The sequence below is a fragment of the Ruegeria lacuscaerulensis genome (assembly GCF_013033355.1).
Taxonomy (GTDB): domain Bacteria; phylum Pseudomonadota; class Alphaproteobacteria; order Rhodobacterales; family Rhodobacteraceae; genus Ruegeria; species Ruegeria lacuscaerulensis_A.
Genome location: NZ_WQDY01000016.1, coordinates 28345 through 40533, shown reverse-complemented (window position 1 = coordinate 40533; position 12189 = coordinate 28345). Strand labels below are relative to the sequence as shown.

The following is a 12189-nucleotide window of genomic DNA, read 5'->3' as shown; positions in this document are numbered from 1 at the left end:
TTTTGGCGTCAGTCGAAATCGGGCTCGTCCCGGTGCACATCGCGCACGGCAAAGGCTGTATCCTGTGCCTTGCTCAACGTCCACCGAATGCGCGTCGCATACTCCATTGCGCGGCCAGATAGAACGATCTGTTTTGTCGCGCGCGGCTTTAGACGCCCTTTTTCAAGATAAACGCTTGGTTCGACGGACAGTTTTGCCACCCCGTCATGGCGAAACACCCAGATCTCACCGCTTTTGAGCGCCATCGACACCGCCGCGCCGCCCAAATCCAGCGCCGCATCAACGTCGGGATGCAGGTGGAATCTAATATCGAATCCGATGCCCTGCAGGCTCGAGGCGTTCATCGCCTTGTCGAATTGCCGTTTTGCACGGTCATCCGACGTCAGCAGAATATCCTCGCAAACCAGTTCGCGCCCGTCAAAGCGCAGTTCGAACGTACGGGCGTGGGTCAGGCCGAACACTTTCGAATAGCCATCATGCCCGGCCATGAACTTCGCACCTTCAAAGGATTCTTCGAATTCGTTCGGAACATCAGCCGGTGCATCGACCAGGGCTTCGGCTCCTCGGTGGTCAGGGCTGGTCAGGCGGGCGCTGGAATAGCCATCAAGGCACAAGGTTGAGTGCGACGGGGTTGCCCGTCCCGCCCGGCGCCATTCCGCGCCGAAGGTTTCCCCTGATCCGCAATTCACGATCAGGGGGCGTCGGCCCGAGGTCAGTTCGAAAGCCAAGGTTGAGGCATGCGCGTTATACGACGCGGGCCCCTTGGGCGGCGCGCTGGCATCCACGATTACACTGGTTCGCGCTGCATAAAGGCGCGCGTAGCCCATCGACAGGCCAGTGGCGTGATGTGGCCGCACGCCACTTTGCGCCAGTGCCTGATCCAGACGTCCTTCCAGCCCGCGCCCGCCCCCGTGAAACCGCGCCAGCCCCCCGTCCGAGTGCCGCAGACAGCGCAGTGTGGGGGCCATCCGCTTGATCGCACCCGCCTGTGCGCCGGGCGTCCCCCTGCCTAGCTCGCTGAGTGCTGCGGATGTCCAGGCCAGCAACGTGAAAACCTCAAGCAATTCTTCTGGATTGCGGGTCAGTAAACCACCCTTGGGGTCAATCTGACTGTCACATTCCCGCGCCAAAGCGCGCAGGGCCGGGTCTGCCATATGTTCAAGACCCTCCAGCGCCAGACCGGCCTGAACCAAACCCGCCAAAGCTTCGAACCGCGGCAATCCCGGCGTGGCGGCTTTCCAGCGCTTGGACAGAAACCAAGTCTGCTGCGACAAAGCTCGAAAAAACTGCTGGCGCTGTTTTTCATCCGTACCACGTAACAGAAAGGCAGAGTGGTTGACCCAGCGCATCACACGACGCCCGGTCAGATCAGGCGCCCAGCCGGGACCGTGACCGCGCCCATGCGCCGCAATCCAACCCCAGACCCAGCGCTGCGCCTTCTCGCGAGCACGCATGTCGCCAACGGCCGCCAGATCATCGAGCCATGCAAACCCGTGCCGTTCATTGTCGAAACCGGTACTTGGGGCCGTGACATCCCATAGCTCGGTATCCTGCGCCTCGACCAGAAAACCTGCAAACAGAAGGTTTCCGGCGACCAGCTGTCGACCCCGGGCAAACGCGCCAATCGTCCGGGGTTCGGGCTCACCCACAAAACCACTGACGGGTTTGCGCCGCTGACTGAGCCGCGCGTAGAGGCGGTTTTGAAACCGCGTCCACCGGTTTGCCATGGTATCCTTGTTTGACATGCCGCCCGTTACTCTGCCCTGTGCGCTCTGCTGGCGCCTAAGCGCAACGATAAACCGCGTCGCGCGTCATGTCATCGAAAAGCGTCGCATCAGGCAGATTTGTTCAGGCACGCGATATAGAAACCATCCATACCACCCCGATCCGCCCAATAGTCAGGCCGAAGGCGCAGGCCGCCTTCTTCGGTGATCCAATCCTTGTCGATGCCAGCAATATCCAGCGCCTCGCGGTCGACCTGCATGTCCGGGAAAAGATCCAACGCTTCTTCGATCTGAACCTCACCCTCGTCCGGCAGCAGGGAACAGGTACAGTAAACCAGCCGCCCGCCGGGTTTAAGCAGGCCCCACGCATGGGCCAGCATCTGTGCCTGCAATTCGATCAACCCGCCAAATTCCGAGCCATCCTTGGCAAAGGGCAGGTCCGGGTGGCGGCGGATCGTACCGGTTGCCGAACAGGGCGCGTCCAACAGGATCGCGTCGTATTGGCCCTGATGCTCTAGCGCGTCACCAGCGATGATCTTGGCTTTCAGCCCTGTTCGTTGGAGATTCTCGCGCACACGTTCTAACCGAGAATCCGACACATCAAGCGCTGTAACGTTCGCTCCGGCCGCGGCAATCTGCATGGTTTTCCCACCGGGGGCGGCGCAGAGGTCCAGTATTTTCTCTCCGGCTCTCGGTGCAAGTACCTGAACGGGGATAGCTGCAGCAGCATCCTGTACCCACCAATCGCCATTGTGGAACCCCGGCAAGGTCGAGACCTGCCCCCCATCCTGTACCCGGCGCGAGCCAGTGGGCAGCGTCTCACCGGGGCCATTGGCGCCGGGTTTGACGGTAATATCCAGCGGCGCGCCTGCGAAATGCGCTTGCTCCATACCGGTGATGGCATCAGGGCCCCAAGCCACGGTCAGCGGGTCGCGCAGCCATTCGGGCAGTCGAGGGATGCGCATCTTGGGCCATGCCTCGGGCCCTTCAGCGGCCACCTTGCGCAGCACCGCATTCACCAGACCCTTGAGGCGGCCATGTTTGCGCGACCGGCCAACGATCTCGACCATAGAATTGACTACCCCATGCGCGGCCTCGCCCTGGCACAGTTCCACCGCGCCAAGACGCAGGGCGTTATGTACGGTCAACGCAGGGGTCCGGTTCAAATGGTTGTCCAGCAGACGGTCGGCGCGTTCCAACCCGCGCAGGGTTTCCAGCGTCAGGCGCTGTGCGCGGGCGCGGTCTTCGCGGTCCAGCCGGTCCAATGCGCCGGCGGCCAGACATTCGGACAACAGACGCCCTTCGCCCAATATCTGATCCAGCAGATAGATCGCGCTGCGCCGCGCTGCCGTTGCGTTGTCGGACATGGAACCGCCTTTGATGTGACCCTCGCCCGCATTGCCAAACGCGGACGGGGGCGTATATCAAGCCCTAGCACGGAAAGGAACCCGATCACATGAGCGACGACCGCAAAGACCTGCCGCCCGCCGCCCAACGCGCTTTGGCCGAGGCCGAGGACCGCCGCCGCAAGGCCGCAGCCGAGGCGAAAGAGCAGCCCAAGGAACTGGGTGGCCGCGACGGCCCCGACCCCGCCCGCTATGGCGATTGGGAGAAGAAGGGCATCGCGATCGATTTCTGACCGCTCAGCCCCGCAGCGCGGTCAGGAAATCGGCAATCAACGCGCGCTGTTTTTTGGATTTCGCCCGATCCTCGGACCATGTCAGCCAATAGCCGTCTTTCGTGTTCAGCGCGGGCAGTTCCAGCTGCCGCAAACTCCCGGCCTGCAGATCGGCCTGCGCCAAAGGTTCGGACCCCAACGCCACCCCCATCCCTTGCCGTGCCGCCGACAGGGCGTGTTCCATCGAATCGAAGCTGATCACCGAAGGCGGCAGATCGTCATGGCCAGTCTTGCGCGCCCAGTCGCGCCAGGCGGGCCGCTCCCCTCGCAGGTCGATCAGGGGGGCTCCCCATTCCACGCCTGGCGCGGCCATGGGCACCAGAACCTCGGGCGCGATCCGTTCCGCCTCACGCCCCGGCCACGTGCCGCGCCCATAGCGGATTTGCAGCCACGTGCGTTCTTCGTCCAGCGATGAGCGCCGAGCGACTGAATCCGTCATAACCCGCACCTCGGGGCGCAGCTGCTGAAACCGGGGGATCGCCGGGAGAACCAACGCGTGGATGTTCGACGACAGCCCCGCTACGCGCAGTTCGCGCGGGGCTTTACCGAACAGATCCTCGGTATTGCGTTCCAGCGCCTGCAAACTGTCCTGAACCAGCGGCAAATAGCTTTCGCCTTCGACCGTCAACGACACGCCACGCGCTTCACGCACAAACAGGGTCCGGCCCAGCCACGATTCCAGATTTGCGATCCGCTGGCTCACCGCCGCCTGCGTCAACCCGAATTCCCGGGCCGCCGCAGAAAACCCGCCCAGCCGGCCGGCGGCCTCGAACACCCGTAGCCAGTCCAAAGGCGGCAATCCGATCTTTTTTCGAGCCATAAGTTTTTCCAGTCCTCAGTCGCAATAAGGTTTAATTGTGTTAATGCCACGAGGGGCGTATCTCCTCAACCATAGCCCGCGCCGAACAGGAGAGACCTCATGCTGCGCACCGCCACTCACACCACCCAGATCGTGACTGTTGAATTTGCCGATGGCACACAAGCGCGTTTTCACGCCATCTGGCTGCGCGACAATGCGCTGGACCCCGACACCCGCGCGCCGGGCAATGGTCAGCGCCTGATCACCATCGGGGACATCCCCGCCAATGTCTCGGTCAGCGCGGCCGAAGTTCTGAACGGCGATCTGAGCGTCACCTTTCAGCCTGAGGACAAAACCGTAACCTTCCCTGCCCGCTGGCTGGCCGATCACATCTATGACCGCGATCCGGCGCAACAGATGGGCCGCCTTGCCCCCGGCCTCACCACGTGGGAAAGCACTCTGACCCCGCCCAGCGCGGATTGGAACGCGGTCCACGTCGATCCCAAGGCCAAGCGCGACTGGCTGGCCGCCGTGGCAGAGTTCGGCTTTGCCAAGCTAACCGGCGGCCCGACCGAACCGGAATCGCTGCTGCAGGTGGCTGAGCTGTTCGGTTATGTGCGCAAAACCAACTACGGCCCCTATTTCGAGGTCCGGACCGAGGTGAACCCGACCAACCTCGCTTTTACCGGGCTGGGGTTGCAGGCGCATACCGACAATCCCTATCGCGATCCGGTACCGACGCTGCAAATCCTTTACTGTCTGGAGAACAGCGCCGAGGGCGGCGATTCCGTCGTAGTGGACGGATTCCGTGCCGCCGAAAAGCTGCGCGATCAGAACCCCGACGGCTTTGCCCTGCTGGCCGGATACCCAGCGCGGTTCGAATACAAGGGCGAGGACGACGTCTGCCTGCGGTCGCGCCGCCCGATGATCGAGCTGTCACCGGATGGCGAGCTGGTCAGCATCCGGTTCAACAACCGCTCCTCTGCACCGTTTGTTGATATCCCGTTCGACCGGATGGAGGCCTATTACGCCGCCTATCGTCAGCTTGGCGACATCATCGACGACTCGGCCATGGGTGTGTCCTTCAAACTGGAACCAGGTGAGAGCTTCATCGTCGACAACACCCGCGTCCTGCATGCGCGGCTGGGCTATTCCGGTACTGGATCGCGCTGGTTGCAGGGGTGTTACGCCGACAAGGATGGCTTGCTGTCCACACTGGCGGCGATGGAAATGGCACAGCCGGAGGCGGCGGAATGAAACCCGATTTCTCGACCCTGAACCGCACCAACATTGTGGCCTTCATCGGCGATATCTTCGACCGCCGCGGCGGTGAGGAATATCTGGGCGAACCCGTCACCATGGCCGAACATATGCTGCAAGGGGCTACGATTGCCGAACAGAACGGGATGCCTGAGGAAATCATCGTCGGTGCTTTACTGCACGATATCGGCCACTTTACGTCCGAGTTCGGCACCTATCACCCCGACGACACCGAAGACCGCCATCACGAGGACGCAGGCGCAAAGGTGCTGGAACAGTTCTTTCCGTCGGTCATCACCGATTGCTGCCGCTATCACGTTGCGGCCAAACGGTATCTGTGCGCCACCAAGCCAGCGTATTTCGACCGGCTGTCGGCAGCCTCGGTTCATACCCTGGAGCTACAAGGCGGTCCCATGAGCGCCGAGGAAGTTGCCGCATTCGAATCAAACCCCAACCTGAAAGAGATCGTTCAGGTCCGCTATCTGGACGAGGCCGGCAAACGCGCGGGCATGGAAACCCCCGATTTCGCCCATTTCGCCCCGATGGTGCAGCGCATGGTCGACAAGCATATGGGGGCCGCATGACCGCGCCTGAGTACATCTTTGAAGCCAGCACCAAGCCGTCCTTGCCCTGGCACGAGGTGCCTCTGATCCGAGCCACTGATGCATCCGTCAAAGGCTATGGTTGTCTGGTCGATAACCCACAAGGGTTCGAGATCGAGATCACCCGCTGGCCGCAGCAAGGCTGGCGGCCCATCGACGAGGGCACCGGTGACGAAGGCGGCTGGGTTGAAGGCACGTTCAAATGCGACTGGCAAGGCGACGTGCTCTATGGCGAGAACGAGGCGGTCAAAGGCCACTATGTTCTGGGCTGGTCCGCCGATCCGCAGCAGGCGCAAACCGCACGCCAAACCGCGCCTCGTGATCAGGTCCTGCTGTGGCACATGAACTATCACCCGGATGGCGGTCAGATGTTCTGGCCCCTGGTCAACAAGCCGTTCATCGTTCCTGCTGCCCTGCCCGGCGACAACCTGACGCCCGAGAAGGTGGTGGCCTTCTGGTGCGACGGCTCACGCGGGCTCTATATTCATCCCGGTATCTGGCACGAGGGGATTTTCCCAGTCGAAGACAGCCAGCGGTTTCTTGACCGTCAGGGCGCAGTTCATGCGCGCGTCAGCGCCGATATCGGGAAAGAGTTCGGCGTCTACCTGTCTTGCCCGCTGCGCGCGTACAAGATTAAGGACGTGTAGGCAAAGCCCCAGTATGCGCCCGTCGCTTGCGGGCGACCCATAGCTGAACGGCCATCAGATACGGCACGTAGAACGCAAAGTTCTGCACAAGGTCAAACGGGCCCGAGAAATCGGGCTCGGACCCCAGCCCACCGGTCAGCAGATACCAAATCGTGTAGTGCACCCGATAAAGCCACGATCCCAGCGCCAGCCAGAACAGGCGCAGGCCCCAAGCCCAATGACCGGCACGGTCTTTGTTCAACGCCATACGCGCCACCATCAGCGCTGCCGTGAACAGGCAAAGCCCATAAAGGAAAAAGGCCGCCGACATGACCGACCCACCGATCGTCCCACGCAGGGGGATGTAGGTCATTCCGGCCAAACCCGTGATCAACGCAAGCGTGACTAGCACTCGGCCCAAAATGCGATGGAAACGGGTGTATTTCCGCCGCAAGCCTGGCAGCACTTGCAAAGGGACAAGTGCGACCAATACGGTCCCGGCAAAAATATGCACCAGCATCGCCAAATTTCCGACGCCCTGCCCGTCTGCAAACAAATAGCTTTGCTGCGCCGCGTCTTCAGACAGCCCGACACGGATCATGCCAAACCCATGCACAACAAAAGGCAGCAGCGTTAGATAGAACACCACGAGCAACAAGCCCAAAACTACGCGAGACTTCACGGTTCGCATAAGCTGACCCTAGCGCCTTTGGTCTCCGCGTCTATGGCTCAGAGGCCCAGCACATCCACCATGTCATACTGACCCGGCGCTTTGCCCTGCCCCCACAGTGCCGCTTTCAGCGCGCCACGGGCGAATATCGCCCGGTCGGTGGCCAGATGGCGCAGGACAATACGTTCACCCGGCGCGGCGAACAGGACGTCATGTTCGCCCACGATGTCTCCGCCGCGAATCGCGTGGAAACCGATGTCGCCGCGTTTGCGCGCGCCGGTAATACCGTCGCGGCCCCGGTCGGACACATCGGCCAAGTTGACCCCGCGCCCCTCGGCGGCGGCCTCGCCCAGCATCAGGGCCGTGCCCGAGGGCGCGTCGACCTTGTGGTGGTGGTGGCCTTCGATGACCTCGATATCGAAATCTTCGTCCAGTGCGGCGGCGACCTTTTTGGTCAGCTGCACCAGCAGGTTGACGCCGAGGCTCATGTTTCCGGCCCGCACGATCACCGCATGGCGCGCGGCAGGTTCCAGCGCCGCGATCTGTTCGTCAGTCATGCCGGTGGTGCCGATCACATGCACACAGCGCGCCTGCGCAGCCAGCGTGGCGAACTCCAGCGTTGCCTCGGGCGCGGTGAAGTCGATCACCGCCTGCGCTTGCGCAAAGGCCTCCAGCGGATCATCGGTGACTGTGACGCCCAGCGCTGAACCGCCCATAGCCGTCCCTACATCCTGCCCGATCCAGTCATGGCCCGCACGTTCAACAACGCCGACCAGACGCGCCTGATCGCTCTCAGACACGGTCTTGATCAGCATCTGCCCCATACGGCCCGAAGCCCCTGTGATGACGATCCCCGGAATATGGGTCATGGCGCTGGTCCTTTCGCGTTTGTCGGCTCAAAGCCTCCTACCCGGTTCGCGCCTGCTTGGCAAAGGTGGGATTTGGGCTTAGATCGAAGTCATGGCAAAGAACAAATTCCACGATGGCCCCGGCCCGTCCCAACGGCAACTGCGTGTCGGCGAACTGATCCGCCGCACCCTGTCCGAAGTTCTGGCGCGCGGAGATGTCCACGACCCCGACCTGAACCGTATGTCGATCACTGTAGGCGAAGTGCGCACCTCGCCCGATCTGAAGATCGCCACCGCCTATGTGCTGCCCTTGGGCGGCAAAGGGCAGGAGGATGTGATCGAGCTGCTGGCCCGCAACAAGGGTGAGCTGCGACGTATGATCGGCAAGAAGCTGAACCTGAAGTTCTCACCGGATCTGCGGTTCCGTCTGGATGACACGTTCGACCGTCTGGACGATACCCGCCGCATGTTCGAACAGGACGCGGTGCGCCGCGATCTGGACGAGTGATCCGCACGCTGGCCACATTGGGCGCGCTCCTATGGGCCGCGCAAGCCGGTGCGGTGAGTTGTGAGAAAGTCACCCACGACGACAAGCGCTATACTGTTTGCGAGGTGGACGCCGCCAATGAAGACCTGCGCCTGTTTCTGAACGACGACAATGGCGATCTGCTGGGGCATTTCTCCTCGGTGAATGAGGCGCTGGCCCCCGGCGGCGAACGTCTGGCCTTTGCGATGAATGCGGGCATGTATCACGACGACCGTTCACCCGTGGGCCATTATGTCGAGGACGGGCAGGAACAGATGCGCGTCATCTCCAACCCCGGCCCCGGTAATTTCGGCCTTCTACCCAATGGGGTGTTCTGTATCCGCGACGGCCGCGCTGACGTGTTTGAGACGCTAGACTTCGTCGATCAAGCGCCGGACTGCCGCTTTGCCACCCAATCCGGCCCCATGCTTGTGATCGACGAAGAGCTGCACCCGCGTTTTCTGCCCGACTCGACCTCTCTGTTCGTGCGCAACGGGGTGGGCACCAGCGCCGATGGCACCCGCGCGGTATTCGCAATCTCGGACGATTATGTCACCTTCCACGAGTTTGGCAGCCTGTTTCGGGACGTGCTGAAAACGCCCAACGCGCTGTTCTTCGACGGCAATATCTCGCGCATGTATGACCGTGCCAGGGGCCGCTCGGATATCGGGTTCTCGCTGGGGCCGATCGTGGGCGTGGTCGAAAGCGCACCCGTAAATTGACAGCGCCCATGTGATCCGCTAACCCGCGCGCCTTAGCATGAATCAAGGTGTGATATGGGACGCAAACGCAAGGGCCGCGACATTTCCGGTTGGCTGGTGGTGGACAAGCCTGCGGGCATGACCTCAACCGCTGTGGTCAACAAGGTGCGGTGGGCGATGGACGCGAAAAAGGCAGGCCATGCGGGCACGCTGGACCCCGAGGCGACCGGCGTTCTGGCCGTGGCTTTGGGTGAGGCGACCAAGACCGTTCCCTACATCACCGACGCGTTGAAAGCCTACACCTTCACCGTGCGTCTGGGTCAGGCCACCAACACCGACGATGCCGAGGGCGAGGTGATTGCGCAAAGCGATGCGCGCCCTTCGGATGACGATATCAAACAGGCGCTGACCCCGTTTCTGGGTGACATCATGCAGGTGCCGCCCAAGTTCTCCGCCGTGAAAATCGACGGCCAGCGCGCCTATAAACTGGCCCGCGACGGCGAGGATGTGGAGCTGTCCGCCCGCCCCCTGTGGGTTGAGGAACTGATCCTTGTCGACCGCCCCGACGCCGATCACGTGGTGCTTGAGATGACCTGCGGCAAAGGCGGTTATGTCCGCTCCATCGCCCGCGATCTGGGTGCCGCTTTGGGATGCCACGGCCATGTCAAAGAGCTGCGTCGCATCTGGTCCGGCCCGTTTGAGGTCGAAGATGGCTTGTCCATCGACCAGATCGACGAGATGGCCAAAACCGAGGCGCTGGACGCGTATCTGCACCCGCTGGAAACCGGCCTCGCCGACCTGCCCGAGCTGAAATGCACGCCCGAGGGCGCCACCCGCCTGCGCAATGGCAATCCGGGCATGGTGCTGGCTAGCGACGTGGAATATGGCGACGAGGCTTGGGCCTCGCTCGAAGGCAAAGCCGTAGCAGTGGGCATTTATAAATCCGGCGAATTGCACCCCAGCCGGGTGTTCGTCTCCTGAACGCCGTGCTAGGCGGGGGCATGATCACCCGAACGCATACCAAGGGCGATGCGCCCTCGACCGCCGTCTACTCCGATTGCGAGAAGTATCGCTATAGCCTGACCCGCGTGTGGGATGCGGGCGGGCGCAAGGCGCTGTTTGTGATGCTGAACCCCTCGACCGCGACCGAGGTACAGAATGACCCCACGGTCGAGCGCTGCGAACGGCGCGCGCGGGCGTTGGGGTTCGGTGCGTTTCAGGTTACAAACATCTTTGCCTGGCGCGATACTGACCCACGCAAGATGCGCGCCGCCGCCGATCCGGTAGGCCCCGCGAATGACGCCGCCATTCTAGACGGTGTCGAATGGGCCGATCAGGTCATTGCCGCATGGGGCACCCATGGCACGCACCTGGATCGCGGCCCGGCGGTCGAGTCGCTGCTGCGCGGCACCGGCCAACCGCTGTTCCATCTAGGGCTGACAAAGGCGGGGCATCCAAAGCACCCTCTGTACATCGCCTATACCCAGCAGCCCGAACCGTGGTGACAAACAGTTAACCACGAGTCCAACCTGCCTTTGACCAAAGCCTTACGAAAATAGGATAAATCATCCTCGGAGAACTGCGTTCACGGAGGGTTGCCATGTTCTTGATCGGACTACTCGGTCTGGCCGCCATGGGCGGTGCGGCCTATGCAATCAGCGATGTGTTTGAGCCCGAGGAAGAGGTCGAAGAGGACGACATCCAGGAAGACGAACCCGTCGACCTGTCCGAGGGCAACCTGCTGGACGTGGATGAGAATATCGACGCCCCCGAAACCTCGGAAATCTCGACCGGAACGGTGCTTACGGAGCAGAACGGCAATCTGATCATCACCGGGTCCGAAGATACCGACCTTTTGACAGGGCAGGACGGCGACGATCAGATCAACGGGTATGAAGGTGACGATCAGATCAACGGGTATGAAGGCGACGACACCATCATCGGCGGCGCGGGCGAAGATGTGCTTCACGGCGGCAAAGGTGATGACATTATCACGGGCGGCCTTGATGACGAGGTGCTTCATGGTGAGGACGGCGACGACCAGCTCTCCGGTGATCAGGGCGACGACACGCTGTTTGGTCATTTCGGTGATGACACCCTGACAGGCGGCGACGGCGAGGACGAGCTTTACGGCGGGCAGGACGATGACACTCTGACCGGGGATGCGGGCGATGATGCGCTACATGGGGGATATGGCGACGATCATCTTGACGGTGGCGAAGGCGAAGACGTTCTGTTTGGCGGCGATGGCGATGACGTGCTGACCGGGCAGGATGGCGCGGATGGGGATGCGGTTGATTTCCTCAATGGCGGCGCAGGGGATGACACAATTCTGGCCGAAAGCGGGGATATCGCCACCGGCGGCGAAGGCGAGGATGACATCGTGATCACGCCCGAAGAAGATGACGCCGCCGTCACTGTCATGGACTTCCAACCGGGTGAGGATAAGCTGCTGATCTCGTGGGAGGGTGAGGGAGACCCCGACATTCATATCGAACCGGATACCGAGGATGACAGTCTGACCAATGTCACGATCGACGGCCAGACCATTGCTAAGCTGCTAAAGGCCGAGGGGCTGACCCCCGATGATATCCAGCTGATCGCCGAAGGAGATCTGGCGCAGCTGAACGCACTGGGTCAAATGACACAGGGCTGAGCGTCACAGAATCCCTTTGCCATTTCTCCCAATACCGCCTATACGCGCGCATCCGCATCGGAATCGGTGCGGTTTTCTCCATGGGCCTGTGCTGGACGA

Annotated in this window: 14 protein-coding genes; 9 read left to right on the top strand and 5 right to left on the bottom strand. The window is 61.9% G+C overall.

Translation table 11 applies throughout. From position 1 onward, the window contains the following. Positions 1-8: 8 nt before the first annotated feature. A complete protein-coding gene (locus GOW48_RS20680) occupies positions 9-1745 on the bottom strand; it encodes a heparinase II/III family protein (protein WP_170755988.1) in 1737 nt (578 codons plus the stop codon). 89 nt (positions 1746-1834) lie between these two features. After that, positions 1835-3091, bottom strand: coding sequence for an RsmB/NOP family class I SAM-dependent RNA methyltransferase (locus GOW48_RS20675; protein WP_170755987.1), 1257 nt, complete (start codon positions 3089-3091; stop codon positions 1835-1837). A gap of 89 nt (positions 3092-3180) precedes the next feature. Between GOW48_RS20675 and GOW48_RS20670 the strand changes: the two genes are divergently transcribed. Next, positions 3181-3363: a DUF1674 domain-containing protein gene (locus GOW48_RS20670; RefSeq protein WP_170353677.1), complete on the top strand. Its 183-nt coding sequence runs from the start codon at positions 3181-3183 to the stop codon at positions 3361-3363. Positions 3364-3367: 4 nt separating this feature from the next. Here the strand turns inward: GOW48_RS20670 and GOW48_RS20665 are convergent, their stop codons facing one another. After that, entirely contained in the window at positions 3368-4222 is an 855-nt protein-coding gene (locus GOW48_RS20665) for a LysR family transcriptional regulator (RefSeq protein WP_170755986.1), read from the bottom strand. A gap of 99 nt (positions 4223-4321) precedes the next feature. On the opposite strand from GOW48_RS20665, the gene tmpA reads away from it, so the two are divergent. From tmpA to GOW48_RS20650, 3 genes are read left to right on the top strand one after another with little or no spacing between them, the layout of a single operon-like run. After that, entirely contained in the window at positions 4322-5458 is a 1137-nt protein-coding gene (gene tmpA / locus GOW48_RS20660; protein WP_170755985.1) for a 2-trimethylaminoethylphosphonate dioxygenase, read from the top strand. Further along, complete coding sequence (gene tmpB / locus GOW48_RS20655; RefSeq protein ID WP_170755984.1) at positions 5455-6045, top strand: (R)-1-hydroxy-2-trimethylaminoethylphosphonate oxygenase; 591 nt, start codon at positions 5455-5457, stop codon at positions 6043-6045. The genes tmpA and tmpB overlap by 4 nt, the downstream gene beginning before the upstream one ends. Next, on the top strand, positions 6042-6710 hold the full coding sequence (locus GOW48_RS20650) for an ureidoglycolate lyase (RefSeq protein WP_170755983.1): 669 nt from the start codon (positions 6042-6044) through the stop codon (positions 6708-6710). The genes tmpB and GOW48_RS20650 overlap by 4 nt, the downstream gene beginning before the upstream one ends. Here GOW48_RS20650 and GOW48_RS20645 read toward each other — a convergent pair. Next, a complete protein-coding gene (locus GOW48_RS20645) occupies positions 6697-7380 on the bottom strand; it encodes a DUF2306 domain-containing protein (protein WP_170755982.1) in 684 nt (227 codons plus the stop codon). The genes GOW48_RS20650 and GOW48_RS20645 overlap by 14 nt on opposite strands. A 38-nt stretch (positions 7381-7418) precedes the next feature. Beyond that, positions 7419-8228, bottom strand: a complete 810-nt coding sequence (gene dapB / locus GOW48_RS20640; protein ID WP_170755981.1) for a 4-hydroxy-tetrahydrodipicolinate reductase — start codon at positions 8226-8228, stop codon at positions 7419-7421. Positions 8229-8319: 91 nt separating this feature from the next. Between dapB and rbfA the strand changes: the two genes are divergently transcribed. The 5 genes from rbfA (at position 8320) to GOW48_RS20615 (ending at position 12090) form a co-directional block, all read left to right on the top strand. Beyond that, positions 8320-8715 carry a 30S ribosome-binding factor RbfA gene (gene rbfA / locus GOW48_RS20635; RefSeq protein WP_170353683.1) on the top strand — a complete coding sequence of 132 codons (396 nt, stop codon included), beginning with the start codon at positions 8320-8322 and terminating at the stop codon, positions 8713-8715. Further along, positions 8712-9455 carry a phosphodiester glycosidase family protein gene (locus GOW48_RS20630; protein ID WP_170755980.1) on the top strand — a complete coding sequence of 248 codons (744 nt, stop codon included), beginning with the start codon at positions 8712-8714 and terminating at the stop codon, positions 9453-9455. The genes rbfA and GOW48_RS20630 overlap by 4 nt, the downstream gene beginning before the upstream one ends. A gap of 54 nt (positions 9456-9509) precedes the next feature. Beyond that, the gene (gene truB, locus GOW48_RS20625; RefSeq protein WP_170755979.1) at positions 9510-10415 is read left to right on the top strand and encodes a tRNA pseudouridine(55) synthase TruB; all 906 of its coding nucleotides are present in this window, start codon (positions 9510-9512) and stop codon (positions 10413-10415) included. Positions 10416-10435: 20 nt separating this feature from the next. Next, a complete protein-coding gene (locus GOW48_RS20620; protein WP_170755978.1) occupies positions 10436-10939 on the top strand; it encodes a DUF1643 domain-containing protein in 504 nt (167 codons plus the stop codon). A gap of 95 nt (positions 10940-11034) precedes the next feature. Beyond that, the gene (locus GOW48_RS20615) at positions 11035-12090 is read left to right on the top strand and encodes a calcium-binding protein (RefSeq protein WP_170755977.1); all 1056 of its coding nucleotides are present in this window, start codon (positions 11035-11037) and stop codon (positions 12088-12090) included. Positions 12091-12189: the final 99 nt, after the last annotated feature.